This window comes from Mycobacterium sp. D16R24, assembly GCF_002013385.1.
In the GTDB taxonomy this organism is placed as follows: Bacteria; Actinomycetota; Actinomycetes; order Mycobacteriales; family Mycobacteriaceae; genus Mycobacterium.
Genome location: NZ_MAEV01000012.1, coordinates 184,197 through 210,885, shown reverse-complemented (window position 1 = coordinate 210,885; position 26,689 = coordinate 184,197). Strand labels below are relative to the sequence as shown.

28 protein-coding genes are annotated in these 26,689 nt (G+C 64.9%); 15 read left to right on the top strand and 13 right to left on the bottom strand.

Annotated elements, in window-relative coordinates; all coding sequences use genetic code 11:
* Window positions 1-45: 45 nt before the first annotated feature.
* From pgl to tkt, 5 genes are read right to left on the bottom strand one after another with little or no spacing between them, the layout of a single operon-like run.
* Window positions 46-789 (bottom strand): 6-phosphogluconolactonase, encoded by a 744-nt coding sequence (gene pgl / locus B4383_RS11320; protein ID WP_078288016.1) that lies wholly within the window; start codon window positions 787-789, stop codon window positions 46-48.
* Window positions 786-1,694, bottom strand: a complete 909-nt coding sequence (opcA, locus tag B4383_RS11315; protein ID WP_078288017.1) for a glucose-6-phosphate dehydrogenase assembly protein OpcA — start codon at window positions 1,692-1,694, stop codon at window positions 786-788. The genes pgl and opcA overlap by 4 nt, the downstream gene beginning before the upstream one ends.
* Entirely contained in the window at window positions 1,691-3,208 is a 1,518-nt protein-coding gene (gene zwf, locus B4383_RS11310; protein WP_078288231.1) for a glucose-6-phosphate dehydrogenase, read from the bottom strand. The genes opcA and zwf overlap by 4 nt, the downstream gene beginning before the upstream one ends.
* A 35-nt stretch (window positions 3,209-3,243) precedes the next feature.
* On the bottom strand, window positions 3,244-4,371 hold the full coding sequence (gene tal / locus B4383_RS11305) for a transaldolase (RefSeq protein WP_078288018.1): 1,128 nt from the start codon (window positions 4,369-4,371) through the stop codon (window positions 3,244-3,246).
* Between the two features lie 23 nt (window positions 4,372-4,394).
* Entirely contained in the window at window positions 4,395-6,512 is a 2,118-nt protein-coding gene (gene tkt, locus B4383_RS11300; protein WP_078288019.1) for a transketolase, read from the bottom strand.
* A 227-nt stretch (window positions 6,513-6,739) separates the two neighbouring features.
* Between tkt and B4383_RS11295 the strand changes: the two genes are divergently transcribed.
* Complete coding sequence (locus B4383_RS11295) at window positions 6,740-7,678, top strand: heme o synthase (RefSeq protein ID WP_078288020.1); 939 nt, start codon at window positions 6,740-6,742, stop codon at window positions 7,676-7,678.
* On the opposite strand, the gene B4383_RS11290 is transcribed toward B4383_RS11295, so the two are convergent.
* Window positions 7,667-8,644, bottom strand: coding sequence for a quinone oxidoreductase (locus tag B4383_RS11290; RefSeq protein ID WP_078288021.1), 978 nt, complete (start codon window positions 8,642-8,644; stop codon window positions 7,667-7,669). The genes B4383_RS11295 and B4383_RS11290 overlap by 12 nt on opposite strands.
* Before the next feature lie 34 nt (window positions 8,645-8,678).
* On the opposite strand from B4383_RS11290, the gene B4383_RS11285 reads away from it, so the two are divergent.
* Together B4383_RS11285 and B4383_RS11280 are read left to right on the top strand one after the other, a co-directional pair.
* Window positions 8,679-9,002 (top strand): hypothetical protein, encoded by a 324-nt coding sequence (locus B4383_RS11285; protein ID WP_078288232.1) that lies wholly within the window; start codon window positions 8,679-8,681, stop codon window positions 9,000-9,002.
* Window positions 8,984-9,949: a hypothetical protein gene (locus tag B4383_RS11280; RefSeq protein WP_078288022.1), complete on the top strand. Its 966-nt coding sequence runs from the start codon at window positions 8,984-8,986 to the stop codon at window positions 9,947-9,949. The genes B4383_RS11285 and B4383_RS11280 overlap by 19 nt, the downstream gene beginning before the upstream one ends.
* Here the strand turns inward: B4383_RS11280 and B4383_RS11275 are convergent.
* Complete coding sequence (locus tag B4383_RS11275; protein ID WP_139360698.1) at window positions 9,902-10,888, bottom strand: COX15/CtaA family protein; 987 nt, start codon at window positions 10,886-10,888, stop codon at window positions 9,902-9,904. The genes B4383_RS11280 and B4383_RS11275 overlap by 48 nt on opposite strands.
* A gap of 192 nt (window positions 10,889-11,080) precedes the next feature.
* Between B4383_RS11275 and B4383_RS11270 the strand changes: the two genes are divergently transcribed.
* The 3 genes from B4383_RS11270 to B4383_RS11260 all read left to right on the top strand — a co-directional run bounded on the left by B4383_RS11270 (window position 11,081) and on the right by B4383_RS11260 (window position 13,050).
* The gene (locus tag B4383_RS11270; protein WP_078288024.1) at window positions 11,081-12,154 is read left to right on the top strand and encodes an oxygenase MpaB family protein; all 1,074 of its coding nucleotides are present in this window, start codon (window positions 11,081-11,083) and stop codon (window positions 12,152-12,154) included.
* Window positions 12,155-12,171: 17 nt separating this feature from the next.
* Entirely contained in the window at window positions 12,172-12,387 is a 216-nt protein-coding gene (locus tag B4383_RS11265; protein WP_078288233.1) for a hypothetical protein, read from the top strand.
* A gap of 99 nt (window positions 12,388-12,486) precedes the next feature.
* A complete protein-coding gene (locus B4383_RS11260) occupies window positions 12,487-13,050 on the top strand; it encodes a TetR/AcrR family transcriptional regulator (protein ID WP_078288025.1) in 564 nt (187 codons plus the stop codon).
* Between the two features lie 28 nt (window positions 13,051-13,078).
* Here B4383_RS11260 and B4383_RS11255 read toward each other — a convergent pair whose 3' ends face one another.
* The 4 genes from B4383_RS11255 to mptB are packed head-to-tail and all read right to left on the bottom strand — an operon-like array spanning window position 13,079 to window position 17,003.
* Window positions 13,079-13,525 (bottom strand): nuclear transport factor 2 family protein, encoded by a 447-nt coding sequence (locus B4383_RS11255; protein ID WP_078288026.1) that lies wholly within the window; start codon window positions 13,523-13,525, stop codon window positions 13,079-13,081.
* Window positions 13,526-13,580: 55 nt separating this feature from the next.
* The gene (locus B4383_RS11250; RefSeq protein WP_078288234.1) at window positions 13,581-14,366 is read right to left on the bottom strand and encodes an ABC transporter permease; all 786 of its coding nucleotides are present in this window, start codon (window positions 14,364-14,366) and stop codon (window positions 13,581-13,583) included.
* 5 nt (window positions 14,367-14,371) lie between these two features.
* Window positions 14,372-15,271, bottom strand: coding sequence for an ABC transporter ATP-binding protein (locus B4383_RS11245; protein WP_078288027.1), 900 nt, complete (start codon window positions 15,269-15,271; stop codon window positions 14,372-14,374).
* Window positions 15,213-17,003 carry a polyprenol phosphomannose-dependent alpha 1,6 mannosyltransferase MptB gene (gene mptB, locus B4383_RS11240; protein ID WP_078288028.1) on the bottom strand — a complete coding sequence of 597 codons (1,791 nt, stop codon included), beginning with the start codon at window positions 17,001-17,003 and terminating at the stop codon, window positions 15,213-15,215. Before mptB ends, B4383_RS11245 begins: the two co-directional genes overlap by 59 nt.
* A 133-nt stretch (window positions 17,004-17,136) precedes the next feature.
* Between mptB and B4383_RS11235 the strand changes: the two genes are divergently transcribed.
* From B4383_RS11235 to B4383_RS11205, 7 genes are read left to right on the top strand one after another with little or no spacing between them, the layout of a single operon-like run.
* Window positions 17,137-17,919, top strand: coding sequence for a metalloregulator ArsR/SmtB family transcription factor (locus B4383_RS11235; RefSeq protein WP_078288029.1), 783 nt, complete (start codon window positions 17,137-17,139; stop codon window positions 17,917-17,919).
* On the top strand, window positions 17,916-19,343 hold the full coding sequence (gene sufB, locus B4383_RS11230; RefSeq protein WP_078288030.1) for a Fe-S cluster assembly protein SufB: 1,428 nt from the start codon (window positions 17,916-17,918) through the stop codon (window positions 19,341-19,343). Before B4383_RS11235 ends, sufB begins: the two co-directional genes overlap by 4 nt.
* Before the next feature lie 2 nt (window positions 19,344-19,345).
* Complete coding sequence (sufD, locus tag B4383_RS11225) at window positions 19,346-20,506, top strand: Fe-S cluster assembly protein SufD (RefSeq protein WP_078288031.1); 1,161 nt, start codon at window positions 19,346-19,348, stop codon at window positions 20,504-20,506.
* A 14-nt stretch (window positions 20,507-20,520) separates the two neighbouring features.
* Window positions 20,521-21,285 carry a Fe-S cluster assembly ATPase SufC gene (sufC, locus tag B4383_RS11220; protein ID WP_078288032.1) on the top strand — a complete coding sequence of 255 codons (765 nt, stop codon included), beginning with the start codon at window positions 20,521-20,523 and terminating at the stop codon, window positions 21,283-21,285.
* Between the two features lie 2 nt (window positions 21,286-21,287).
* Window positions 21,288-22,568, top strand: coding sequence for a cysteine desulfurase (locus B4383_RS11215; protein ID WP_078288033.1), 1,281 nt, complete (start codon window positions 21,288-21,290; stop codon window positions 22,566-22,568).
* A 6-nt stretch (window positions 22,569-22,574) separates the two neighbouring features.
* Entirely contained in the window at window positions 22,575-23,042 is a 468-nt protein-coding gene (gene sufU, locus B4383_RS11210; RefSeq protein WP_078288034.1) for a Fe-S cluster assembly sulfur transfer protein SufU, read from the top strand.
* Window positions 23,039-23,383, top strand: a complete 345-nt coding sequence (locus B4383_RS11205) for a metal-sulfur cluster assembly factor (RefSeq protein ID WP_078288035.1) — start codon at window positions 23,039-23,041, stop codon at window positions 23,381-23,383. Before sufU ends, B4383_RS11205 begins: the two co-directional genes overlap by 4 nt.
* Here B4383_RS11205 and B4383_RS11200 read toward each other — a convergent pair.
* Window positions 23,380-24,147: a DUF5666 domain-containing protein gene (locus tag B4383_RS11200; protein ID WP_078288036.1), complete on the bottom strand. Its 768-nt coding sequence runs from the start codon at window positions 24,145-24,147 to the stop codon at window positions 23,380-23,382. The genes B4383_RS11205 and B4383_RS11200 overlap by 4 nt on opposite strands.
* A 141-nt stretch (window positions 24,148-24,288) precedes the next feature.
* Entirely contained in the window at window positions 24,289-25,044 is a 756-nt protein-coding gene (locus tag B4383_RS11195; RefSeq protein WP_139360697.1) for a DUF5666 domain-containing protein, read from the bottom strand.
* Window positions 25,045-25,096: 52 nt separating this feature from the next.
* On the opposite strand from B4383_RS11195, the gene B4383_RS11190 reads away from it, so the two are divergent.
* Window positions 25,097-26,224: an NADH:flavin oxidoreductase gene (locus tag B4383_RS11190; RefSeq protein ID WP_078288038.1), complete on the top strand. Its 1,128-nt coding sequence runs from the start codon at window positions 25,097-25,099 to the stop codon at window positions 26,222-26,224.
* Between the two features lie 61 nt (window positions 26,225-26,285).
* Window positions 26,286-26,639 (top strand): thioredoxin, encoded by a 354-nt coding sequence (gene trxA, locus B4383_RS11185; protein ID WP_078288039.1) that lies wholly within the window; start codon window positions 26,286-26,288, stop codon window positions 26,637-26,639.
* Window positions 26,640-26,689 lie beyond the last annotated feature (50 nt).

Below are 26,689 nucleotides of genomic sequence, written 5' to 3'. Positions count from 1 at the left end.
GATGGTGGTGCAATCGTCTCCCGGCCGGAAGACGCTCGGGCCCGACTAGTCCAGCCGGCTCGCGGCGGCTTCGTCGAGCAGCCACACCGTGCGCTCGGTCCCGATGGCGCCTGCCGCGGGTACGTCGATCGGGTCGGCTCCGCCAATGGCCGCAGCGACCGCCTCGGCCTTGGCCTCGCCCGAGACGATCAGCCATACCTCGCGTGAACGCTGAATCGCGGGCAATGTCAACGTGATCCGCTGTGGAGGCGGCTTGGGAGAATCGGGCACCGCCACGACCAGCCGCTGTGTCTCCTTGACGGCATCGGTGTGCGGGAACAGCGAGTTGATATGGCCTTCGCCGCCCATGCCCAGCAGGTGGACATCGAATGCGGGGCAGTCCTGGCCCGGCCCGGCATTGGCCGCCAGCAGCTGTTCGTAAGCGAGCGCCGCCGCATCCAGATCGGTGCCGTATTCACTTTCGCTGTTGGGCATGGCGTGCATATTGCGCATCGGGAAGTCGACATGCTCAAGCAGCGCCTCCCAGGCCTGCCAGGCATTGCGTTCCGGGTCGGTTTTGGGGACATACCGGTCGTCGCCCCAGAAGACGTGGACGTTAGCCCAGTCGAGATCGCTGGCGACATCACGCAGATGTTTGAGCAGAGCGACACCGGTGCCGCCGCCGGTGAGCACGATCATCGCCTTGCCGCGTTGGGTGAGGGCACCGGCAATCGCGAGGGCCAGCCGGTCACCTGCCGCGGTCACCAAAGCATCGGTGTCCGCGTACTTTTCGATGATTGTTTCACTCATAGGTACTGCACCTTCGCGATTCCCTCAAGCGCCGTGCGGTAGATCTCATCGGGGTCGAGGCGGCGCAAATCCTCGGCCAGGCAATCTCGTGTTTCTCTGCGGGGTAAAGGAAGTGATGCCGACGGACGTCCGGTGCGGGCCAATGTCGCGATGGCGCCGGCCTGTGGCCGACTCAGGGTAACGACCTCGCTGTCTCGGTGCAGTTCCACCTTGAGCTCACCGACCAGCCGGGTGACGGGACCGTCGATACGTGAGGCGAGCCAACCCGCGGTGATATCCAGAGCTGGCTCGGTGGCGAGTCCGGACACCACTGCTGAGTTGATGCCCTCGTACGGTGGCTGATCCAGCGCCGAGGCCAGCAGGGCTCGCCAGTACGTGATCCGGCTCCACGACAGATCGGTATCGCCCGGGGTGTATCCGGCGAGGCGGTTCTTGATGGCATTCAGGGGGTCCGGCGCCGTCGTGGCGTCGGTGATACGGCGAATCGCCAAGCGCCCCAGCGGGTCCTTGGCGGGAACGGGCGGAGCCTGGTTGGGCCACCAGGCGACCACCGGAGTGTCGGGCAGCAGGAACGGGATCACGACGCTGTGCTCGTGGGCGGCGAGCGGGCCGCGCAGCCGCAACACGACGACTTCGCCGGCACCGGCATCGCCGCCGACACGGATCTGGGCATTCAGGCCGGTCTTGGGGGCCAGCGGATTGCGTTCCAGCACGATGATGCGGCATGGATGCTCGTGGCTGGCGCCGTTGGCGGCCTCGATGACCTCTTCGACGTCATCACCGACATCGGTGATGACGACCAGAGTCAGCACGCGCGCCATGGTGACGGCACCGCCGGTTTCGCGCAGCTCGACCAGCTTCTTGTTGACGTCATTGGTGGTGGTGTCGGGCAGATCGATGATCATGGTCGCCTCCAGTCACGTCCCGTACGGGCCAGCATGTCGAACGCCGACTGCGGGCCCCACGTGCCGGATTCGTAGGTCTCGGGTTTTCCTCCCGACGCCCAGAAGTCCAGGGCGGGATCCAGTATCCGCCACGATAATTCGACTTCGGCGTTCACAGGGAACAGCGAGGGTTCTCCCAACAGCACATCAAGGATCAACCGCTCGTAGGCCTCCGGCGATTCCTCGGTGAAGGCCTGCTCGTACGAGAAGTCCATGTTGACGTCGCGTACTTCCATGGCGGTACCGGGAACCTTCGATCCGAACCGCAGTGTGACACCTTCGTCGGGCTGCACCCGAATCACCAGCGCGTTGGCGCCCAATTCCTCGGTCATCGTGGAGTCGAAGGGCAGGTGGGGCGCTCGTTTGAACACCAGGGCGATTTCCGTGACCCTGCGGCCCAGGCGTTTTCCGGTACGCAGGTAGAACGGCACTCCGGCCCATCGCCGACTGTCGACCTCCAGGGTGATCGCGGCGAATGTCTCGGTGGTCGATGTCTTGGAGAAGCCTTCCTCCTCCAACAGACCGGGCACCTGCTGGCTGCCCTGCCAGCCGGGTCCGTACTGGCCGCGGGCCGTGGTTTCGGCGAGCGGCTCGGCAAGCCGGGTGGCCGAGAGCACCTTGATCTTTTCGGCCTGCAGCTCCGCGGGGGAGAAGTTGATGGGCTCTTCCATCGCGGTGAACGCCAGCAGCTGCAGCAGGTGATTCTGGATGACATCACGTGCCGCCCCGATGCCGTCGTAATACCCTGCGCGGCCGCCCAATCCGATATCCTCGGCCATCGTGATCTGCACATGGTCGACGAAGTGTGCATTCCAGATCGGGTCGAACAGCTGGTTGGCAAAGCGCAGTGCCAGGATGTTCTGCACCGTCTCCTTACCGAGGTAGTGGTCGATGCGGAAAACCGACTCCTCAGGGAAAACCTCGTTGACCACCGCGTTCAGTTCGCGGGCGCTCTGCAGATCATGGCCGAAGGGCTTCTCGATGACCACTCGCCGCCATGCGCCGTCGATCGGCTGCGCGAGGCTGGATTTGGACAGCTGCTCGCATACCGTGGGGAAGGCCTTCGGTGGAATCGACAGGTAGAAGGCGTGATTGCCGCCGGTGCCGCGTTCCTCATCGAGAGTGCGCAGTGTCTTCTTGAGCTGTTCGAAGGCGGCGTCGTCGTCGAAACTGCCCTGCACGAAGCGGATTCCCTCGGCCAGCCGGTCCCATACGTGTTGGCGGAACGGCGTGCGCGAATGTTCCTTGACGGCGTCGAGCACGATCTGCCCAAAATCCTCGTTGGCCCAGTCGCGGCGGGCGAATCCGACCAACGCGAAGGACGGAGGCAGCAGGCCGCGGTTGGCGAGGTCATAGATGGCAGGCATAAGCTTCTTGCGGGCCAGATCGCCGGTGACCCCGAAGATCACCAGCGAGCAGGGGCCCGCGATACGCGGAAGACGTTTGTCGCGCTTGTCTCGCAACGGGTTTGTCATGGATGAGCCTTTCGTGTGAAGACCGTCATCCACGCTCACCCCTTGGTGGATACCGCGTCGAGTTGGGCTTGGGTGGCGTCGATGAGCTCATTCCAGGCGACCTCGAACTTGTCGACGCCTTCGGTTTCGAGCACCTCGAACACATCGTCCAGATCGATCCCGGCGCGGGTCAGTTCGTGGAAGACCGCGTGGGCTCCGTCGTAAGTCCCATGAATGGTGTTGCCGGTGACCACGCCATGGTCGGCAACCGCCTCCAGGGTCTTCTCGGGCATGGTGTTCACGGTGTGCGGAGCCACCAGGTCCACGACGTACATCGTGTCGTCGTAGTCGGGATTCTTGACTCCGGTCGAGGCCCACAGCGGACGCTGCACCCGTGCGCCGGCCTTCTTGAGCTCGGCGAACCGGTGACCGTGATCGAACACCTTCTCGTAGGCCTGGTAGGCGAGACGGGCGTTGGCCACCCCGGCCCGGCCCCGCAGGGACAGCGCCTGACCATTGCCGATGTCCTCGAGGCGCTTGTCGATCTCGGTGTCCACCCGGGAGACGAAGAACGACGCCACCGAGTGAATCTTGGAAAGATCGCGGCCGGCTTCCTTGGCGGCCTCCAGGCCGGTCAGGTAGGCGTCCATCACTTCCTTGTGGCGCTCCACCGAGAAGATCAGGGTGACGTTCACGGAGATGCCTTCGGCGATCACTGCTGAGATTGCGGGTAGACCGGCCTTGGTGGCCGGAATCTTGATCAGCAGATTCGGGCGATCGACGATCTTCCACAGCTCGATGGCCTGCAGGATGGTCTTGTCGGTGTCGTGGGCCAGGCGGGGGTCCACCTCGATGGAGACGCGACCATCCACGCCCTGGGATGCTTCATACTGCGGAGCCAGCACATCGCACGCGGCGCGCACGTCATCGGTGGTGGCGGTGCGGATTGCCGAGTCCACATCGGCCCCGCGCTCGGCCAGTTCGGCGATCTGGGTGTCGTACGCGTGCCCCTTGGACAGGGCAGCCTGGAAGATCGCCGGGTTGGTGGTGACCCCGACGATGCTCCTGGTGGCGACCAGCTCGGCGAGGTTGCCTGAGGTGAGTCGGTCCCGGGAGAGATCGTCGAGCCAGACGGCGACTCCGGCTTCGCTCAGTTCGGCGAGATTAGCGTTCTGATCAGTCATCGATCTATCCCTTCAGATTCGGGTTATTGTGCTGCTGCGATGGACCTTTCGGCGGCCGCAGCCACTGCATCCGCGGTGAAGCCGAACTCGCGGAACAAGGTCTTATCGTCGGCGGAAGCTCCGAAGTGCTCCAGCGAAACGATCTGACCGGCGTCGCCGGTGAACTTGTACCAGCCCTGGGCGATTCCGGCCTCCACGACCACCCGCGCACGCACGGAGGGCGGCAGCACGCTGTCGCGATATTCCTGAGGCTGGGACTCGAACCATTCCACACAGGGGAACGACACCACCGAGGCCGCAATTCCCTTGGCGGCCAGAATCTTCTTGGCCTCGACGGCAAGTTGCAGCTCCGAGCCGGTGCCGATGAGGATCACGTCGGGCGTGCCGCTGGCTGCCTCCAGCACATAGGCGCCCTTGGCGACACCCTCGCGGCTGGTGCCCTCCAAGATCGGCACACCCTGGCGCGTCAGTGCCAGGCCGACTGGTCCGGTGCTGGATGTACGTTCCAGGACGGTCGCCCAGGCGTAGGCGGTTTCGTTGGCATCGCCGGGGCGCACCACCGACAGGTTGGGGATCGCGCGCAGCGCGGCCAGGTGCTCCACCGGCTGGTGGGTGGGGCCGTCTTCGCCGAGACCGATCGAGTCGTGTGTCCACACGTAGATCGGGTCGATGTTCATCAACGCGGCCAGGCGTACCGCTGGTCGCATGTAGTCGGCGAACTGCAGGAATGTTCCGCCGTAGGCGCGGGTGGGGCCGTGCAGCACGATGCCGGACAGGATCGAGCCCATGGCGTGCTCGCGGATACCGAAATGCAGTGTGCGACCGTATGGTTGGGCATTCCAATCGGAGGTTGCGATGGCCCTCGGACCGAAGGAGTCGGCGCCCTTGATGGTGGTGTTGTTGCTGCCCGCGAGGTCTGCGGAGCCGCCCCACAGCTCGGGGAGCTTGGCGCCGAGGGCGGAGAGTGTATCGCCGGAAGCCGCCCGGGTGGCGACGCCCTTGGAGCCGGGCTCCCAGTGCGGTAGGTCGGTATCCCAGCCATCGGGGAGTTCGCCGGCCTGCAACCGGTCCAGCAGTTCCTTGCGCTCGGGCTCGCGGGCGGTCCAGGCCTCAAAATCCTTGTCCCACTTGGCATGTACCTGCCGGCCGCGCTGCACCAGGCTGCGAGTGTGTTCGATGACCTCGGGGGCGACGTCGAAGGATTTCTCCGGGTCGAAGCCCAGAATCTTCTTGGTGGCGGCCACCTCATCGGCACCCAGGGCCGAGCCGTGCACACCGCCGGTGTTCATCTTGGTGGGTGCGGGGTAGCCGATGATGGTGCGCAGGGCGATGAACGACGGACGGTCGGTGACCGCGCGCGCGTTGGCCAGGGCTTCTTCAATGTCGGCGACGTTCTCACCGCCGACAACGGTCTGCACATGCCAGCCGTACGCCTCGTACCGGGCCGCGGTGTCCTCGCTGAGCGCGATCTTGGTGTCGTGCTCGATGGAGATCTTGTTGTCGTCCCAGATGACGATGAGGTTGCCGAGCTGCTGGGTACCGGCCAGCGAGGATGCCTCGGAGGTGACGCCCTCTTCGATGTCGCCGTCGGAGGCGATGACGTAGATGAAGTGGTCGAACGGGCTGGTACCGGGGGCGGCGTCGGGGTCGAAGAGACCGCGCTCGTACCGCGAGGCCATTGCCATGCCGACCGCCGAGGCCAGCCCCTGTCCGAGAGGCCCGGTCGTGATCTCCACGCCCTTGGTGTGGTGGTACTCGGGGTGGCCGGGGGTCAGTGAACCCCAGGTGCGCAGGGCCTCGATATCGGAGAGCTCCAGGCCGAATCCGCCCAAGTACAGCTGCAAGTACAGGGTCAGGCTGCTGTGGCCACACGACAGCACGAATCGGTCGCGGCCGATCCAGGTGGTGTCACTGGGATCGTGGCGCAGCTGTCGCTGAAAGAGCGTGTACGCCACGGGTGCCAGGCTCATCGCGGTGCCGGGGTGCCCATTGCCGACTTTCTGCACGGCATCGGCGGCCAGCACCCGCGCGGTGTCTACCGCACGCGAGTCCAGGTCTGTCCAGTCATCCGGGTGGTTGGCCCGGGTGAGGGTTGGGATATCGGTCGGGATTTCCGCCAGTTCATGCGGGATCGCGGTCACCGGCCCATCGTAGTGCCGCCGATTTCGCGCCGCTGCCTCACGGCCGGGTCACGCCTCCCAGGCAATGTGATAGTCCGGTGACGGACAACCTATGTTCACTTCCGTGGGCCGACCTTGGTTGTCGACGCGCGACCCTGGCGGTCTACCATCGTCTGTAGTAGAGCGCTCAGTGCCGCGGGTCGGCTGGCTCACCGGATTAATTACCCAGGAGGATCAGCGCGGTGCGGATGCGAGAGACGCAAGGCGCGCGTGCTCGCGGCCCGTTCCTTTCGACGATCCTCGCCTACGTGGCCCTGACCAAGCCGCGGGTCATCGAGCTGCTGCTGGTTACCACGATTCCCGCGATGTTGCTCGCCGAACGTGGGCATGTGAATCCGCTGCTCATCCTGAATACGCTTCTCGGCGGAATTATGGCCGCGGCCAGTGCCAACACCCTGAACTGTGTGGCCGATGCCGATATCGACAAGGTCATGAAGCGCACCGCGCGACGGCCCTTGGCCACCGCATCAGTTACCACCCGCAACGCGCTGATCTTCGGGATCGTGCTCGGTATCGGGGCGTTCGCCTGGCTGTGGTGGACCGCGAACCTGCTGTCCGGTGTACTCGCCGTGGCCACCATCGCCTTCTACGTGTTCATCTACACGCTGGTGCTCAAGCGCCGCACCGCGCAGAACGTGGTGTGGGGCGGGGCGGCCGGATGCATGCCGGTGATGATCGGCTGGTCGGCGGTCACCGACACGATTCAGTGGCCGGCATTGGTGATGTTCGCGATCATCTTCTTCTGGACTCCGCCGCACACCTGGGCACTCGCGATGCGCTACAAGGAGGACTACCGCGCCGCGGGCGTCCCCATGCTGCCGGTGATCGCCACCGAGGAGAAGGTCACCAAGCTGATCCTCATTTACACCTGGCTGACGGTGCTGGCCACGCTGGCACTCGCGCTGGCCGCAGGTGTCATCTATGCCGTGGTCGCGTTCTTGGCCGGGGTGTGGTTCCTGGCGATGGCGCACCAGCTGTACTCGGGCGTGCGCAAGGGGCAACCGATCAAACCGTTGCGCCTGTTCTTGCAGTCGAACAACTATCTGGCCGTGGTCTTCTGTGCGCTGGCCGTCGACTCGGTGGTCGGCTGGCCGGTCTTGCTGAGCAACGGGCTGCTAGGGCACTAGCACGACCGACCCGGTGGTCTTACGCGCCTCCAGGTCGATATGCGCCTGAGCGGCGTGATCCAGCGGATAGCTCGCACCGACGGCGATTTTCAATGTCCCGCGTGACACCAGCTCCAGAACATCGCCCGCTCGCCACGTGAATTCCTCGGGGGTCCGGATGAAATGGCTCATGGTCGGGCGGGTGAGCACCGCCGACTTGGCGGTGAGGCGTTGCGGGTCGAAAGGTGGCACCTGCCCACTGGCCGCCCCGTACAGGGCGATCAGACCGCGTACCCGGACTGCCGCCAGGCTTGCCTCGAAGGTCGACTTGCCGACGCCGTCGTAGGCGACAGCGACGCCCTCTCCCGAGGTCAATTCCAGGATTCGTGAGGCGAACTCCGCCGGATCCGCGGGATCGGGATAGGGCAGCACCTCGGTGGCGCCTGCTTCGCGGGACAGCTTCTCCTTGGCCTCGCTCGACACGGTGGTGATGACCCTGACGCCGCGATGGGTCGCCCACTGGGTCAGCAATAGGCCCATACCGCCGGCGCCTGCGTGCACCAGCACGGTGTCACCGGCCGCTACGGGGTAGACCGAGGTGAGCAGGTAGTGCGCGGTGATGCCTTGCAGTAGTGCGCTCGCGGCGACTTCCGCGGACAGGATTTCGGGCACCTTCACGGTGAAATCCGATGGTGCAGTGGTGAATTCGGCGTAACCCCAGGCGGCGACCGGGGTGGCGACGCGATCTCCGGGTACCAGGTTCTCGACGCCTTCGCCGACCGCGCTCACCACTCCGCTGACCTCAGACCCAGGGATGTGGGGGAGCGGAGCGGAGTAGCTGCCATTGCGCAGATAGATGTCGCGGAAGTTGACCCCCACCGCGTCGACGTCGATGAGCACCTCGCCGGGGCGCGGTGTGGGGTAGGTCTTTTCGACGAGGGTGAGGACTTCAGGTCCGCCGGTTACGGGCACTTCGATGGCGCGCATGGGTACCAGTATCCAGGCCACGTACGCTCTACATATGACCGACGAAGCCCAGCCAGACGCGAAGGTGTCCGTTCCGTCGACCGTGCACCGCGCGCTGACCGCGTTCGTGAAGGCGCATCACATGCCCACCAAGGCAGTGTTGCAGCCCATCGGGCAGGCCGGCGTACGGATCACGCTGGTCGGTGCCGACGGGATCCTGGGCGATCAGGTGGTCGCAGACATTGCTACGGCGCATGCCGCCGTGGCGGCCGTCGAAGGCATCGAGCCCGTTGAGGAATGGGACCGTGAATTGGTCAGCACCGCCAACCCGGCACCGGGTCACGCCAAGAAGATGGCCGGGTGGGTCGCCCGGACGTAAGGCTGGGACGGCCGGATATCTTCCATCCGCGCATCGTTCTGGCCGGTTGCCCACAACTCGTCTCCGGTGACGGTGACGACGCTGAACTTGTTGCCGCGTTGCGTGTTCGCGATCTGCACGCCCGGTGGCTGTCCTGGGATGATCCCGAGACCGCACAGGCAGATCTGGTGATCCTGCGTGCTACCTGGGACTATCCCGAACGCCTGGATGAATTCTTGCAATGGGCCGGATCTGTGCCCAATGTGCTCAATCCGTTGTCGGCAGTGCGCTGGAACACCGATAAGCGCTATCTGAATGATCTGGCCGCAGCTGGTATTTCGACGGTTCCCAGCACTTTCTTCGCGCCCGATGAGCCCGTCGTGCTGCCCGACGGCGAACTGGTGATCAAGCCCGCGGTGGCCGGCGGATCGCGCGGTGCGGGGCGCTTCACGTGCCCGGAGGCCGCGCGCAATCATGCCGAGGCGCTACAAGATGAGGGTCGCACGGTGCTCATCCAGCCCTACGACCCGCGCGTCGACATGCACGGCGAGACGGCGTTGGTCTTTCTCAACGGCGAACCGTCCCACGCGTTTACCAAGGGGGCGTTGCTGCCTCCACCGGGTGTCGCCGCTGAGGTCGACGAGTCGGGTCTGTTCCACTCCGAGCGTCTGACGCCGGTGAAGCCGTCGTCGGCGTTGTGGAAGTTCGGTGCCTCGGCGCTCGCGGCGGCGGCCACGAAATCCGGTGTCGCGATGACTGAGCTGCTGTACGCGAGGGTCGATGTCATCGGCGGGGTGCACGACGATGACCCGCGGCTACTGGAGCTGGAACTTGTCGAGCCGTCTCTGGGCTGGCGTCAGCTGGAGACCGAGGAGCGCGACCTGGCGCAACGAAAGTTTGTGATCGGTGTCGAGGATGCGCTAGAGCGCCTGGGCCTGGGCCCGCTTGGGCAGCACCGACGCGGCTAGCGCCGGGGAGGTCAGCGACGCCCACAGCGCGGCGGTCGCCGCTGTGCATGCGGCCGCACCCGCGACGTGAACGGCGACGAGCATCGCGGGCACACCCGTGTAGAACTGCACGACGCCTACGAGGCCCTGGGCCAGTGTGAGGGCCACCAGCACCGTGAAGCGCGCCCAGATGGGTCTGGTCACACCGACGGCTGCCAGCGCGAATCCCAGCCCCAGCAGCAATGCCAGGTAGGCGATGAGCAGTGTGCCGTGCAGATGCACCAGTGTGGTGATCTCGACCTGCAACCGGGGCACCACGCGGGTGACGCTTTTATCGCCGGCATGTGGCCCTGCTCCGGTCACCAGCGTTCCTGCGACCAGGACCGCGCCCAATGTCACGCCGATGAGCGCGGTCAGCCGGCGCAGTGGAGCGGGAGGCGGCGGCACCATGGGGAAATCCGAAACGACGTCGGGCTCACCAATTTTCACGTAGAGCAGCGTCGCCAGCCACACCATGCCCATGGATACCAGCAGATGGATCGCGACGGTCCACCACAACAAGCCGGTCAGTACGGTGATGCCACCGACGACTGCCTGCAGGATCGTCGAGGTCGGCATCAGCCAGGCGTAGATGAGGACCTCGCGCCGGCGCCGTGCACGTGCCACGGCGAGTACTGCCAGGGCGGCGGTGATAACCACCAGGAAGCTGATCATCCGGTTGCCGAATTCGACGGCCTGATGGATGCGCGGCACTTCGGCGACGGCGACGGGGGTGAAACTGCCCGGGAAGCACTGTGGCCAGGTGGGGCAGCCCAGGCCGGAGGCGGTGACGCGAACTACGGCGCCGGTCACGGCGATTCCGCTCTGGGTCAGCAATACTGCCGCGGCAATGAGGCGCTGCGTCCGCAGGCTCGGCATCGGCAGTAGATCAACTACCCGTAAGAACGCCCGATATAGCACGCGATGAGTCTATGTCACCGCCAACTACGCCTTGTAGTAATCGCTGCGGGTTTCGTCTGGATAGAGAGTTTAGGCGAATGGGCCGATTGGTTGACGCTTTCCCTCTTGACGTAAGCGATCCGGTAATGAATCCTACGCTGTGTAGAAAAATCCTACATCTCGTAGGATTACTAGCGCAGAGGGAGCGGGGCTGTGAGTGTGATCCGGGAGTGGCTGTCGCTACCGAAGGTTGAACCTGCTGAGGACTACGGCTTCTTTGGTCCTGAATCGGTGTCGTGGCGTGTGTGGAGCTACCCGACGTCGCTGTCCATTGGATTTCAGCGCGCCGTGGTGATCGAGGAACTTGATCCCGGATTGATCGCGGCCGTGGACAAGACGCATGAGATCTATGCGCGGCCCCGGACTCGTTACGACCGAACCTTGCGGTATTTCGCGATGGTTGCCTTTGATGACAGCAGGTCGACGGCGAAAGCGGCAGATGTCCTGGTCAAGATTCATTCCAAGGCCATCGGCCTCGACCCGGTCACCGGTGAGAACTACGACGCGAACAATCCCGATTCCCAGTTGTGGATCCACCTCACGGCCTGGCATTCGATTCTGCTCGCCTACGAGAAGTACGGCCCAGGGCGGCTTTCTTACGAGGACGAAGCGCAGTTCTGGGATGAATGTGCCCGCGCGGCGGAATTGCAGACGTGCGACCCGGGCGATATCCCCCGAACGCGCGAGGGGATAAGCGAGTACTTCGAAAAGATGCGGCCACAGCTCATCGGCTCTGATATCGCCCGGCAGGCGATGCGGCACTTGCTCAGCGCCGAGGTGATGCTGCCGCCGATGCCACTTCTGTTGCGGCCGTTCACCAAGGTGATCACCTGGTTTTTGCGCCGGGGCACCTTGGCGACCATGCCTCGGTGGATGCGGGAGATGGCCGGGCTCAGCGTTGCCCCGCTGCTCGACGCGGCGATCGTGCCACCGATAAGTGCCGCCTTCACGGCGATCAGCATGAGCAAGCGGCTGCAGTTGATCCTGCTGCGGCTGATCTCACCTGCCACCGTGCCCATCGGCGCACGCGTTCTGCTCTCGGTACCGCCGAAAAGTCCGATCACCATGACGCCCAGGGAGGCGCAGGAACTCTACGGCTATGAGATTCCGAGTCGGGCGCACCACGAACTCCGGGAACGGCAGCGAGCTCGCGTATTCGGAGAGGGACAAGCTCCCAGCGACGAGGGAATTAGAGAGTCCGAGCCGATTCTCGGCACCGTTGGATGATTCAGAAGGAACACACCATGATCAAGGACCTGCTCGACCGTCGCCTCAGCATCCGCCAGCTCGTCTATCTGGTGATAGTCGTCGGTGTGCCGTACTTGGTGATCGGGTTGATTTGGGCAATGACCCACCGTGACCACCTTGAACAACTCACCGGATTGGACAAGTTCTTCTCTATGCTGGGAGAAATAGTCGCCTGGCCGGTGCTCATCATCGCCAACGTGTATCTGCAGTAGCCGGGCCAGTCGTAGGAGGACACCGTCACTGCGCCGCCAGCCTCGACCAATCCACGTGCCCGGGCCGAACATCTTGGACCGGAGCGGCGGCGGGCGCAGGTGCTGGATACGGCCCTGCAGATCACGGCTGAACAGGGCGTGGCGAATGTGACGATGGCTGCCATCGCCACGCGCATGGGCGTCACTCGCCCCGTTGTGTATGCGTGCTACAACGGGCGAAGCGAGGTACTGATGCAACTGTTGGAACGCGAGACGCGGTTGGCTCTCACCAGCTTGCGTGCCATCCTTCCGCCACAGCGGACGGGCTCCGTCGAGCAGATGTTCGTCGACGGTTTCGCAGCTCTGTTGGGCGACGTTGCCGCACGCCCTGCCTCATGGCAGATCATCGCGGCAGCGCAGTCAGATCCCGTTCTTGCAGAGGCTATTTCGCAGGGCCGGGCGCAGATTCGGGCGCAGATCTGCGAAGTCATGCGACCCCTGCTGCAGCGGTGGCAGGTCCGCGATGTCGATTTCGTCATGCCCCCGCTGGTTGAAACACTCCTGGCGATCGGCGAGGGAGCGATACGGTTGATGCTCGGTCCCGAACCGCGATGGTCCGCAACGGACCTGGCGGATATCGTCGGTCGGGCCGCGTACCGGGCACTGCGGGCGGCCCCTCGCTGAGAGCGAGTCATCGGCATGCGTGGGAGGATCAGCCGGCGAGTCGCCGGCTGATCCTGGGTACTACGTAATTGGAGTACGAGTACTTGCCGGTGATCTTGCCGTCGGCGTCGAAGTGGAAGACGTCCAAGCCTTCCCATCCAAAATGAGGGACGGCAATGGCGGCGAGGCGGGTCGCCACAGCAAGCAGTCGACTGCGGGACTGGCGTGCGCGGATGTCGTGACGGCATGTCCACCGAATGGTCGCCTTGCGTGCGGACTGATCGATCAGCCGGTCGTGCTCGTCGAATGTCATGGCGCCGTAGGCGCCCGTGAACTGCGGTTCGAATTCGCGCCGAATGGCGGCCAATCCGACATGCCGCGACCCGTCGCCCGGGAGGTACTCGGCGTCATCGGCGAAATGTTCCATGACCAGGTCCAGATCACTGGTGTTGAACGCAGCCACGAAGCGGTCCAGGGCCACCGCGATATCCGCCATAGCGGGAGCGTACGGGGTCTTTGCTGGGCCGGTCGCCTGTCCCGATCTCGTCGGCTCAGGTGAATCGGAACCAGCGCAGCGCACTGTATCCGGAGAACGTGCCCCACACGGCCAGCACGGCGAGCGCGAACCAGTCCACCGACAGGGTCATCGCGGCCGCCAGTGCCTCGGAGAGGGCGCCGGAGGGGGACAGCCGAGCCAGCAGCACCACCGCGTGGGGGATCGCATCGGTGGTGCGACCGTCTTCCAGCGTCAGCGCCCCCAGCCCGGCGAAGATGAACCACAGCAGATTCGCAAGGGCCAGTACGATTTCCGCGCGCAGTGTGCCGCCGAGTAGGAGGCCCATCGCCGCGAACGTCGCGGTGCCGATGGCGATGATCACGGCGCCGAGCAACAGCCCCACCGGATGTGGGCGCCAGCCCAGCGCGCCACCGATCGCCCCGATGACCGCGGCCTGCAGGACCACCACCGTGACGACAGCGAGTGCCTTGCCGGCGATGATGCCCCACACGGGTAATGCGGTGGCGCCCAAGCGTTTCAGCGCACCATAGCGGCGGTCAAACCCGACGGCGATGGCCTGTCCGGTGAAGGCGGTGGAGATGACGGCGAGCGCCATGATGGCGGGCACGAAGATGTCGGTACGCGAGCCGGGGAACTGGCCCAGCGGCAGCAGCGTCAGTCCGATGAGCAGCGTGATTGGGATGAACATGGTGAGCAGCAGCTGTTCGCCGTTGCGGAGCAGTAGCTTGAGTTCCAGCCAGAACTGTGCGAACAGCATGGTGTGTACGGCGCTGGGGCGTGGGTCTGGGGCGAAGGTGCCCGGGGCAAACCGTGGGGTCATCTCGCTCATCGCAACTCCCGCCCGGTCAGCTCCAGGAACACGTCCTCCAGGCTCCGTTTCTCCACCCGTAGGTCGGTGGTCAGCACATCCATCCGGGCACACCACGCGGTGACGGTGGCCAGCACCTGCGGGTCGACGACCCCCTCGACCCGGTACTCTCCTGGGGTCACCTCGGCGACCTTATATCCCTCGGGCAGCGCCGAGGTGAGGAGCGTCAGGTCCAGTCGCGGCGGGGCCGAGAAGCGTAGCTGGTTTTCGGCACCGGACTGCATCAACTCCGATGGTGTACCGGCGGCCACCACCGCGCCGTGGTCGATGATCATCAGCTGGTCGGCAAGCTCCTCGGCCTCTTTCATATGGTGCGTGGTCAGCACCACCGAGACGCCATCGCGCCGCAGGCAATCGATGAGTTCCCACACCACCAGCCGAGCGTGAGCGTCCATACCGGCGGTCGGCTCGTCGAGGAACACCAGCTCGGGCCGGCCCACCAGCGCGCATGCCAGTGCGAGGCGCTGCTGCTGCCCTCCGGACAGGCGCCGATAGGGGGTGCGCGCGGCGTCTGTCAGCCCAAGAGTGTCCAGAAGCCATTGCGGGTCAAGCGGATTAGCGGAGTATGAGGCTACGAGACCGAGCATCTCGCTGGCCCGTGCGGTGGGGTAGGCGCCGCCGCCCTGCAGCATCACGCCGATACGTGCGCGCACCGCAGAGTTCTTCGCGACCGGATCCATGCCCAGCACCTCGACGGTGCCCTCGTCGGGATGCAAGAAGCCCTCGCACAATTCGACGGTCGTGGTTTTCCCGGCACCGTTGGGGCCGAGCAGTGCGAAGACCTGGGCCTGCTCTACCTCAAGGTCGAGGTTGCGGAGTGCGGTCGTTGTCCCGTATCGCTTCGTCACCGACCGCATCCGCACCGGGGGTGCTGTCCTTGTCGGTGGTTGCGTCACGGTCAGTCAGCGTAAGCGGCGCGGCTTCGTCACCGTTAGGCAGCCGACGCCACGGCAGATAGTCGTGCGTGATAGCGATGAGCAGGAGCGCGATGATGGCGCTCGCCACCGTTGCGTCGATTATCTGGAACAGCGCGAACCTGTCGCCGTTGGCGGTCGGCCCGAAAATGCCTACGAGCAGGGTGATGCCGATTGCCGTCCCACGGAAAGCGGGGCGGGTAGCCCACGCGGCCAGTGGGATGATTGCCCACAGCAGGTACCAGGGCTGCACCACCGGAAACAGCAGCACCGTGATGCCCAGGGCGACACCCAGCCCGCCCACGGGGTGCAGGCGTCCGCGCAGCACGACCAGCAGCAGCCAGGACACCGCGACGCCGATGATGCCGATACCGATACCGCGGGTCAGCGACAAGATGGCGGTGGTGTGGTCGCCGAGTCCGAGCAGAATCCCAATCTGCCCGGTTCCTAATGCCACGAGGGTGGGGGGTGACATCCAACTACGCACCTGAGAGGCGGTATCCAATGTGAACATCCAGCCAAAACCGAGACCGCTCGCCCAGGCGATGAGCACCATTCCGGCACCCGCCACGACTCCGAGCAGCGTCCCCGCCCGTACTAACCCGTGGATGCCGCCCCATCGGCGAGCCAGGGCCATACCGACAAAGCCCAGAGCCAGCAGCGAGGGGAGTTTGACCTGTGATGATGCGGTGATCAGCACTGTCCCGGCCAGCAGGTTGCCCAGCGGCGCCCAGGTAGCCCATTCGACACGCGTGCGTGGCCCCGAAGGATTCACCCTGGGGATCACTCCAGCGAGCGGTCGTGCCGAATCGACACCGCGCATCGCCAGCTCGGCACCAGCCAACATCAGGCCCAGCATCAGCGCCTCGTTGTGGATTCCCGCGACAAGGTGCATCAGCAGCAGCGGATTGGCGGCGCCCAGCCACAGCGCGCTGACCTCCGCGACGCCGCAGCGCTGGGCTAGACGCGGTGTCGCCCAGATGATGAGCAGCACCCCGAGTAGTTCGACAAGCCGGTGACACAGCGCTCCGGCGACGATGTCATCACCGGTCAGCCGTGAGATGCCCTTGCCGATCCATAGGAACAGCGGACCGTATGGCGCTGCTGTTTCCCGCCACATGCTGGGCACCGAGAGGGTGAACACATGGTCCAGGCCGAGCGCCGAGGCCGGGCCTTCCGTGTAGGGATCCTTGCCGAGCCGCGCAATCTGGCTCTGCGCCAGATACGAGTACACGTCTTTGGAATACATCGGAGGCGCTAGGAGCAGCGGCAAAATCCACAACAGCAGGGTTCGGTCCAGCTGGCCGCGGGACATCCTGCGTACCGGTCCCCGTTCACCGTTAGCGTTTTTGTTGCGCAGGCTGCCGATGGCGAAGCGCCCCAACATGAGCCAGGCCAACGTCATCATCACGGCGCCGGTGGTTGTCATCGTCAGGGAGACTGTCTGAATGCGCGACGGCAGGTTGAGAAGCCGGACCCCGAAGATCGGATCTTGGATGACGGGTCGCGCGCCGGCGCCGAGCGCGCCGATGGCCATGAGCGCTGTTCCGGTGGCTCCGAACAGGCGAGTTCGGTTCATGGCTGTGAGCTCACGCTCATTGAGCGGGGCCGACGAACGCTCGTCATCATGCAGATACGACAGCGACGAACTCAGCCACTGACCACGTACCGACACGCCAGCAGCGTATCGGCCCGTCCTGCCCGCTCCGTGGAACCAGCCGGGCAGGGCTTGTCCTGCCGACAGGGTGGCGCTCAACATAGGTAACCCTTGCTAGACGTGGCATTCCGAATTGCGTCACACTGGTGTTGTGAAATTCGGCCAGCCCTCTGTGGTGGCGTCTGCTGCGGCGACGTCGCAGGTGCTGGACGCTGCCCCGGCCGTGTCACATGACGGCCAGACACGTGTCGCCGTGGTGCGGCTGCTCATGGAGTCTGGCCCGGTCACCGCGGGTGAGATCGGGGAACAGCTCGGCCTTTCACCGCAGGGGGTGCGCCGCCACCTCGACGCTTTGATCGAGGCCGGTGATGCCGTCTCGAATCCGGCTGCCGCATGGCAGCACAACGGCCGAGGGCGCCCGGCCAAGCGGTTCCAGCTCACCGCGGACGGTCGCGCCAAGCTCAACCACGCCTACGACGACCTGGCATCTGCCGCCATGCGCCAGCTGCGCGAGATCGGCGGCGACGACGCGGTGCGGATCTTCGCGCGGCGTCGCATTGACTCGATCTTGAGCGATGTCGCGGCCGGCGTGCCGTTCAACGACACCGAGGCCGCGGTGGATCAGGTGGCCGTTGCGCTGACCAAAGCCGGATACGCGGCCAGCACCCAGCGGGTCGGTGGAGCGGGTGCGTCCTCGAGCGGTGTGCAGATATGTCAGCATCACTGTCCGGTATCGCATGTGGCTGCCGAGTTCCCCGAACTCTGCGAGGCGGAACAGCAGGCCTTCGCTGAGGTGTTGGGAACACATGTACAGCGGCTGGCCACCATCGCCAACGGTGACTGTGCCTGCACAACGCATATTCCCCTGCACGTATCGACAACTCTGGCGCCCAGCCCCGCGCCGGATACAACGACCAGTAAGGAGTCACGATGACCCTCGAGCGTGAGGTGCTGACCCAGGACGAGACGATCGCGTCACTGGGCAACTACGGCTATGGCTGGTCCGACTCCGACGCGGCCGGAGCCAGCGCGCAGCGCGGTCTGTCCGAGGCCGTCGTGCGTGACATCTCGTCGAAGAAGAGCGAGCCCGAGTGGATGCTCGATATCCGCCTGAAGGCGCTGCGCACCTTCGACAAGAAGCCGATGCCGAACTGGGGATCGAACCTTGAGGGCATTCACTTCGACAACATCAAGTACTTCGTGCGCTCCAGCGAGAAGCAGGCTGCCACGTGGGACGATCTGCCCGCCGACATCAAGAACACCTATGACCGCCTCGGTATCCCCGAAGCTGAGAAGCAGCGCCTGGTGTCCGGAGTTGCCGCACAGTACGAGTCGGAGGTCGTCTACCACTCGATCCGCGAGGACCTCGAGGCCCAGGGTGTGATCTTCCTGGACACCGATTCGGGCCTGCGTGAGCACCCGGAGATCTTCAAGGAGTACTTCGGCAGCGTGATCCCGGCCGGGGACAATAAGTTCTCCGCGCTCAACACCGCCGTGTGGTCGGGTGGCTCGTTCATCTACGTGCCGCCGGGCGTGAAGGTCGATATCCCGCTGCAGGCCTACTTCCGCATCAACACCGAGAACATGGGCCAGTTCGAGCGGACGCTCATCATCGTCGACGAGGGCGCCTACGTGCACTACGTCGAGGGATGTACCGCACCGATCTACAAGTCTGATTCGCTGCACTCGGCGGTGGTGGAAATCATCGTCAAGCCGGGCGGGCGCTGCCGCTACACGACCATCCAGAACTGGTCGAACAACGTGTTCAACCTGGTCACCAAGCGGGCCCGCGCCGAGGCGGGGGCCACCATGGAATGGGTTGACGGCAACATCGGCTCCAAGGTCACCATGAAGTACCCGGCCGTGTGGATGACCGGTGAACACGCCAAGGGTGAGGTGTTGTCGGTCGCCTTCGCCGGCGAGGGACAACATCAAGACACCGGCGCCAAGATGCTGCACCTGGCGCCGAACACGTCGAGCAACATCGTCTCCAAGTCGGTGGCGCGTGGTGGCGGTCGTGCCTCCTACCGTGGCCTGGTCCAGGTAAACAAGGGGGCGCACGGCTCCCGCTCAACGGTGAAATGCGATGCGCTGCTTGTTGACTCGATCAGCCGCAGCGACACCTACCCGTACGTGGACATCCGTGAAGATGACGTCACCATGGGGCATGAGGCGACCGTCTCGAAGGTCAGTGACGATCAGTTGTTCTACCTGATGAGCCGCGGTATGACGGAGGACGAAGCGATGGCCATGGTGGTGCGCGGGTTCGTCGAACCGATCGCGAAGGAACTGCCGATGGAGTACGCGCTTGAGCTCAACCGGCTCATCGAGCTGCAAATGGAAGGTTCGGTCGGTTAGTCATGACGCAGTTGACTCAAGCTGTCGAGGGCTCCAACAAGGGCGAACTGTTCAGCTCCTATGACGTCGAGGCCTTCGAGGTTCCCGGCGGCCGTGACGAGCTGTGGCGGTTCACCCCGTTGCGCCGCTTGCGCGGTCTGCACGATGGATCGGCTGTCGCGACGGCCGACCCGGCCATCGGAGTCACCGCCGGCGACGGCGTAACCGTCGAAACGGTCGATCGCGGCGACGAACGGCTCGGCACGGGCGGGGTTCCGTCAGATCGCGTTGCCGCACAGGCCTACTCCGCGTTCCCATCCGCGACCGTCGTCTCGGTTGGTAGGCAGGCTGTGGTCGCAGACCCGATCGAGATCACCGTGAGTGGTCCCGGCGCGGGCGAGGTGGCCTATGGGCATTTGCAGGTGCGAGCCGCTGAATTGTCGGAGTCGCTCGTGGTCGTCGACTACCGCGGCAGCGGAACATACGCCGAGAATGTCGAATTCCTGCTCGAGGACGCATCTCGACTGACCGTCGTCTCGATCGCCGACTGGGCCGATGACGCCGTGCATGTCAGTGCGCACCACGCGAAGCTGGGCAAGGACGCGGTGTTGCGCCATATCGCCGTCACGCTCGGTGGTGATCTGGTTCGCCTCACCGGCACCGTCCGGTTCGAGGCCCCGGGAGGCGACGCCGAGCTGCTCGGTCTCTACTACGCCGACGACGGTCAGTTCTTCGAGCATCGGCTGCTGGTCGATCACGCTCAACCCAACTGCCGTTCGCATGTCACGTACAAGGGCGCGTTGCAGGGAGACCCCGAATCCGGTCGAGCAGATGCGCATACCGTCTGGATCGGCGACGTGCTCATCCGTGCTGAGGCAACCGGAACCGACACCTTCGAACTGAACCGCAACCTGATCCTCACCGACGGCGCTCGGGCCGACTCGGTGCCCAACCTCGAAATCGAGACCGGCGAGATTGCCGGGGCCGGGCACGCCAGTGCGACCGGACGATTCGATGACGAGCAGCTGTTCTACCTGCGCTCGCGCGGTATTGCCGAGGAGGATGCGCGCCGTCTGGTGGTGCGCGGCTTCTTCCAGGACATCATTGGCCGGATCGGGATCGAGTCAGTGCGAGATCGCCTTACCGAGGCCATCGAAAACGAACTCGCCCAGACCAACTCGTAGATAGAAAGCAACTCATGACCACTCTGGAAATCAAGGACCTGCACGTCAGCATCTCGCCCAATGAGGGCGAAACCATCGAGATCCTCAAGGGCGTCAACCTGACAGTGAACTCGGGGGAGACCCATGCGGTCATGGGCCCCAACGGTTCCGGGAAATCCACGCTGTCCTATGCCATCGCCGGACACCCCAAGTACGAGGTGACCTCGGGATCGATCACTCTGGACGGGCAGGACGTGCTGGAACTCTCCGTGGACGAGCGTGCCCGTGCGGGTCTCTTCCTGGCGATGCAGTACCCGATCGAGGTTCCGGGAGTGTCGATGTCGAACTTCCTGCGCACTGCCGCCACCGCCGTCCGCGGCGAGGCCCCGAAGCTGCGCCACTGGATCAAGGAAGTCAAGGAAGCCATGGGGGAGTTGGAGATCGACGCCGCCTTCGCCGAGCGCAGCGTCAACGAGGGCTTCTCCGGCGGAGAGAAGAAGCGCCACGAGATCCTGCAGTTGGGCCTGCTCAAGCCGAAGATCGCCATTCTGGACGAGACGGACTCCGGGCTCGACGTTGACGCCCTGCGGATTGTGTCCGAGGGTGTGAATCGGTATGCCGAGCGCGAGAATGGTGGCGTTCTGCTCATCACCCACTACACGCGCATCCTGCGCTACATCCAGCCGCAGTTCGTGCACGTCTTCGTCGGCGGGCGCATCGTCGAGTCGGGCGGCCCTGAGCTGGCCGACGAGCTGGAGGAAAACGGCTACGTGCGCTTTACCCAAACGGTGGGAGCCTGACCGTGACGGCCACCGTGCCGCTGGACACCACTCGGATCTCGGAGATCAGGGATGACTTCCCAATCCTGAGCCGGACGGTGCGCGGCGGTAAGCCGTTGGTGTACCTGGATTCCGGTGCGACCTCGCAACGGCCCAACCGTGTTCTCGACGCCGAGCGAGTCTTCCTTACCGAGCGCAACGCCGCGGTGCATCGCGGTGCTCACCAGCTCGCCGAAGAGGCGACCGACGCCTACGAGGGAGCGCGCCAAGCGATCGCCCGCTTTGTTAGCGTTGACCACGGCGAGATCATCTTCACCAAGAACGCCACCGAATCGCTGAACCTGGTGGCGTACACCCTCGGCGACGACCGGTTCGATCGTGCGGTAGGGCCCGGCGATGAGGTGGTAATCACCGAGCTGGAACATCACGCGAATCTGGTGCCCTGGCAGGAGCTCTGCCGCCGTACCGGTGCCACCTTGCGCTGGTACGGAGTTACCGATGACGGCCGCATCGATCTTGACTCGCTCGAGCTCACCGAGGCCGTCAAGGTGGTCGCGTTCACCCACCAGTCCAATGTGACGGGTGCCGTCGCCCCCGTCGACGAGTTGGTGCGCCGCGCGAAATCCGTTGGTGCCCTCGTTGTTCTGGACGCCTGCCAGTCGGTTCCACATATGCCGGTGAATTTCCGGGAACTGGGCGTCGACTATGCGGCCTTCTCCGGGCACAAGATGCTCGGCCCATCGGGGGTTGGCGTGCTGTACGGCCGCCGTGAGTTGCTTGAGGTCATGCCTCCGTTCATGACGGGTGGCTCGATGATCGAGACGGTCACCATGGAGGGCAGCACCTACGCGCCGCCGCCCCAGCGATTCGAGGCCGGGGTGCCGATGACCTCCCAGGTGGTCGGACTCGGCGCCGCCGTTGATTACCTGAATGCGATTGGCATGGAAGCAATTGCCGCGCACGAGCATCAGCTGGTCTCGGCCGCACTCGCCGGGCTCGGAAGCATCGAAGGCGTCCGCATCATCGGCCCCGCCGAGAACGTTGATCGTGGGGGTGCGGTCGCCTTCGTGGTGGACGGTATCCACGCGCACGATCTCGGGCAGGTTCTCGATGACGAGGGTGTCGCGGTACGAGTCGGGCATCACTGCGCCTGGCCGCTGCATCGCCGGTTCGGTATCGCGGCGAGCGCCCGTGCCTCCTTCGCGGTCTACAACACCCTGGACGAAGTTGATCGACTGGTTGCCGGCGTCCGCCGCGCGCAGGAGTTCTTCGGCGTCGGGGCGAGCGCGGCGACGGGGGATTGACCGAGCATGCGCCTTGAGCAGATGTATCAGGAAGTCATCCTGGATCACTACAAGCGTCCGCATCACCGCGGGCTGCGTGAGCCGTTCGCGGCCGAAGTGCACCACGTCAACCCCACCTGTGGAGACGAGGTAACCCTGCGGATTGCCTTGGATGACAACAAGATTGCCGACGTCTCCTATGACGGGCAGGGATGCTCGATCAGCCAGGCCGCAACCTCGGTGTTGACCGATCAGGTGATCGGGTTGACGGTGGACGAGGCGCTCAAGACGGTGGCTTCGTTCAACGAGATGATCTCCTCACGCGGCACCATCGACGGCGACGAAGACATCATCGGCGACGGCATTGCCTTCGCTGGGGTTTCGCGGTACCCAGCCCGTGTGAAATGTGCGCTCCTAGGATGGATGGCATTCAAAGACGCGCTCGTCCAGGCAGACGCCGCGACCAGCGGCACAACGGAGAAGGTGAAGCGATGACCGAAGTGTCCGCGGAAGTGAAGCTTCTCGAAGATCTCGAGGAGGCGATGCGCGACGTTGTCGACCCCGAGCTCGGTATCAATGTCGTCGATCTGGGGCTTGTTTACGGCCTCAACGTCGAAGAGGGGGAGAGCGGCAAGGTCGCCACCATCGACATGACGCTCACCTCGGCGGCGTGCCCGCTCACCGACGTCATCGAGGATCAGTCGCGTAACGCGCTGGTGGGCGCGGGGCTAGTCAAGGAGATCAAGATCAACTGGGTCTGGGTGCCGCCGTGGGGCCCGGATAAGATCACCGACGATGGTCGGGAGCAGCTCCGGGCCCTCGGCTTCACGGTCTAGCGCTCGTGATGGCCGCCAGGTCCACCGCATGAACCGTCCCTGGCCGCTCGAAGGGTGACCGTCGTGGCCTGAAGGGTGCCCGATGCGTCGTCGGGGCCGTGCGCGGCGATGCACTTGCCCGCGGCGATGGCGCTGTGGTCCACCGGGGCACGCTTGGCGTACATGGTGTCGGTATTCACGGTCACCGTCGTTGAGGTGGCGGCCCCGCCATTGGGATCGGTGCTGCTTACCGTGATCGTGCCCCCATTGACCGAGGTGACCGTTCCCTGAACGGCCTGATGCTCCGGGCGTTTACCGGGCGTTGGGGTGGGGGACGCGGGCTCCTGTGGGTCCTTGGAGTGTGACCGCGTGCAGTTACCGTCGGCTGCCGGCCAGAGCATCACGCGCCGGGCCGTCGGCGGATTGGAGTCCTGTTGCGCCACGACGGCAATACAGCTCCCCGCGGTGACGTCCGGCAATTGTGCGGCCGTGATCTCGGAGACCTTCGTCGACGGGCCGAAGTCGACGGTCGCGGTGCCGTCCCGCTTGGTCACCTGAATGGTGTTGCCCGATACCGAGGCGATAAGTCCCATCACCTGGTCTTTGGCGTTGTGCTGGACCTGCGGTGCGGCCGAAGACGTGGTCGGGGCCGCTGACTGTGTGGAGGCACTGTTGGTGTCGGTCTGGGAGCCGCAGGCGGCCACCGACAGTGCGGTCAGCCCGGCGAGTGCGAACAGGGCGCGGCGGGCGACCCGTGGTGAGGCGAATATCTGGGTTGGGGACATCGATGTTCTCCATGGCTTGACGAGTGGGACACCTCAGCGTGCGTGTGCTGACTGAGGTTGTGCTCCGCTGTATGTGCGAAGTTGCTGTGCGTTGCCGAGGTCAGCCTTGGCGATGATCCGTGGACGAAGCCATATCGGGAACTACCGCGGGGGCGGTCCGCATCGCCCGTCGGTGGCGGGACCTAAGTCGATCTTGGTGGCCTGAAGCGCCCCGCTGGCATCCTTGGTGCCGTGTGCGTCCGCGCATTTGCCGGTGATGATCGCGGTGGCCTCGGTGGGTTGCCGTTTGTCGTAGGCGGTATCAGCAGTCGCCGTGACATTGGTCTGGATCTCCGAGGCCCCACTGGGATCGGTGTTGGCGACCACGATGGTGCTGCCGTTGACCGAGGCGACGGCGCCCTGGACGCTCGGGCCGCCGAATGGCGGCGGTCCCTGCGCCGCGCCGGGCGGCGGTCCCTGCGGTATGCCGGGAGGTGGTGCGCTGCCGGGCGGGGTTTCAATGGCACATTTGTTGTCCTCGGCCGCACTGATCAGCACCCGCTGCGCCGTAACCTGGTCGGACGCATCCGTGTCGGCCGTCGCCAGCACGCTGACACAGCTGCCAACGACCACATCCGAAAGTTCCGCGGAGTGCACCTCGGTGAGTTTTGTCATGGTGTTGAAGTCGATATCGACGCTGCCGACGGGGTTGGTCACCTGGACCGTGTGACCCGATACCGAGGAGATCAGTCCGCCGGCCCTGTCCTGGCCACCCGCATGCCGTATGGCGGTGGTCAAGGCAGGTCCCGGTGATGACTCGGTGGGCTTATCCGCGGAGCCCCCGCATGCCGCACTGGACAAGACGACGGCTCCGACAATCACCAGCAACGTGGGCCGTGGCCAGAGATTTGGTGACATGGTTGACCACGTTATCCGGAATGGAATGGGCGTCGGCGTAGTTTGACACCTCGTGACCGACGTGAGACCAGACGTAGCGCCCCTCTTCGAACCGTTCACCGTCAAATCGCTGACCGCTCCCAACCGGTTCGCGATGGCCCCGATGACGCGGTCGGCATCACCCGGCGGTGTGCCCGGTGAGAATGTGGCGGCGTACTACCGCCGCCGTGCTGCGGGCGGTGTGGGGCTGATCATCACCGAGGGCGTTTTCATTCCGGACGACGCCGCCGGCGGTCAGGCCAGCGTTCCGCGCCTCATCGGAGATGAGGTGCTGGCGGGATGGTCCGCGGTCACCGATGCCGTGCACGACGAGGGATCGGCGATTGCCGCGCAGCTGTGGCACCAGGGTGTCGAACGCGGCGTCGATCCGGAGTTCAATCCCCAGGTGGAGTCGGTGAGCCCGTCCGGCTTGGGAGGAGATTCCTCCCCGCAAGGTCGTGCACTGCAGACCGGTGAGCTCGCCCCGCTTGCGCAGCAGTACGCAACGGCGGCCCGCAATGCCAAGGCGGCCGGATTTGACGCCGTGGAGTTGCACGGCGCCCACGGTTACCTCCTCGACCAGTTCCTGTGGGAGCGCACCAACATTCGGGCCGACGGTTATGGCGGCTCGGTCGCCGATCGGGTGCGATTCCCGGTCGAGGTGGTGCGGGCCGTACGCGCCGCCGTCGGGCCGGATTTCCCTATCCTGTACCGGTTTTCGCAGTGGAAGCAGGCGGACTACACGGCCACTCTGGCCGACAGCCCGGCGGAATTGGAACGGCTGCTCGCCCCCCTGGTCGAGGCAGGTGTGGATGTCTTCCACCCGTCTACCCGTCGGCACTATGTGCCCGCCTTCGCGGACATGGCCGGTGCTGATGGAGTGCTGAGTCTTGCCGGCTGGACCAAACGTGTCACGGGATTGCCAGCCATTGCCGTCGGCTCGGTGGGATTGCAGACGGAGTTCAAACCCACCGAGGTACGGGATATCGAGCCCGCGCCCGTCGAGGCGGTGCTGCGACAATTCGCCAACGATGAGTTCGACGTCATCGCGGTCGGACGTGCCCTGCTGTCGGACCCTGAATGGGTCAATAAGCTGCGGGCCGGGCGGCAGGACGAGTTCGTCGGATTCAACATCGGCAAGGCCCTGGCCGCGCTGTACTGAGCAGACCCCCTGTACTGAGCGGCGACGGAACATCGCGCGCACCGGCAACGTTAAGGACGACATGGCAACACGTGACATCACCGCAGACGCATTCAATGACTTGGTCCACGACAACGACATCGTGCTGATCGATTTCTGGGCGTCCTGGTGCGGACCGTGCCGCCAGTTCGGGCCGGTCTTCGAGGCCTCGTCGGAGGAGAACCCTGACGTCGTCCACGCGAAGGTGGACACCGAAGCCGAGCAGGCTCTGGCGGCGGCGGCGAACATCCGCTCCATTCCGACTCTGATGGTGTTCAAGCAGGGCCAGCTGGTGTTCAATCAGCCCGGTGCGCTGCCGCCTGCATCGTTGGCCGACCTGGTGCAGAAGGTTCGCGAGCTGGACGTTGAGGCGGCGCTGCGCGAACAAGAGGCGTAACACCCCACGGGCGGCGCCGCGCAGAAACGATTTGGTGCAATCCGGCGGGG

Bases quoted from the DNA above. Each gene is read 5' to 3' on its own strand.
- B4383_RS11245 (WP_078288027.1), bottom strand. From the start codon at position 15,271: ATGCGGTCGGTGACGAAGCGATACGGGACAACGACCGCACTCCGCAAC.
- opcA (WP_078288017.1), bottom strand. From the start codon at position 1,694: ATGATCATCGATCTGCCCGACACCACCACCAATGACGTCAACAAGAAG.
- B4383_RS11295 (WP_078288020.1), top strand. From the start codon at position 6,740: ATGCGAGAGACGCAAGGCGCGCGTGCTCGCGGCCCGTTCCTTTCGACG.
- tal (WP_078288018.1), bottom strand. From the start codon at position 4,371: ATGACTGATCAGAACGCTAATCTCGCCGAACTGAGCGAAGCCGGAGTC.
- sufB (WP_078288030.1), top strand. From the start codon at position 17,916: ATGACCCTCGAGCGTGAGGTGCTGACCCAGGACGAGACGATCGCGTCA.
- B4383_RS11285 (WP_078288232.1), top strand. From the start codon at position 8,679: ATGACCGACGAAGCCCAGCCAGACGCGAAGGTGTCCGTTCCGTCGACC.
- zwf (WP_078288231.1), bottom strand. From the start codon at position 3,208: ATGACAAACCCGTTGCGAGACAAGCGCGACAAACGTCTTCCGCGTATC.
- sufC (WP_078288032.1), top strand. From the start codon at position 20,521: ATGACCACTCTGGAAATCAAGGACCTGCACGTCAGCATCTCGCCCAAT.
- sufD (WP_078288031.1), top strand. From the start codon at position 19,346: ATGACGCAGTTGACTCAAGCTGTCGAGGGCTCCAACAAGGGCGAACTG.
- B4383_RS11195 (WP_139360697.1), bottom strand. From the start codon at position 25,044: ATGTCACCAAATCTCTGGCCACGGCCCACGTTGCTGGTGATTGTCGGA.
- sufU (WP_078288034.1), top strand. From the start codon at position 22,575: ATGCGCCTTGAGCAGATGTATCAGGAAGTCATCCTGGATCACTACAAG.
- trxA (WP_078288039.1), top strand. From the start codon at position 26,286: ATGGCAACACGTGACATCACCGCAGACGCATTCAATGACTTGGTCCAC.
- B4383_RS11255 (WP_078288026.1), bottom strand. From the start codon at position 13,525: ATGGCGGATATCGCGGTGGCCCTGGACCGCTTCGTGGCTGCGTTCAAC.
- B4383_RS11290 (WP_078288021.1), bottom strand. From the start codon at position 8,644: ATGCGCGCCATCGAAGTGCCCGTAACCGGCGGACCTGAAGTCCTCACC.
- B4383_RS11200 (WP_078288036.1), bottom strand. From the start codon at position 24,147: ATGTCCCCAACCCAGATATTCGCCTCACCACGGGTCGCCCGCCGCGCC.
- B4383_RS11205 (WP_078288035.1), top strand. From the start codon at position 23,039: ATGACCGAAGTGTCCGCGGAAGTGAAGCTTCTCGAAGATCTCGAGGAG.
- B4383_RS11250 (WP_078288234.1), bottom strand. From the start codon at position 14,366: ATGACCCCACGGTTTGCCCCGGGCACCTTCGCCCCAGACCCACGCCCC.
- pgl (WP_078288016.1), bottom strand. From the start codon at position 789: ATGAGTGAAACAATCATCGAAAAGTACGCGGACACCGATGCTTTGGTG.
- B4383_RS11265 (WP_078288233.1), top strand. From the start codon at position 12,172: ATGATCAAGGACCTGCTCGACCGTCGCCTCAGCATCCGCCAGCTCGTC.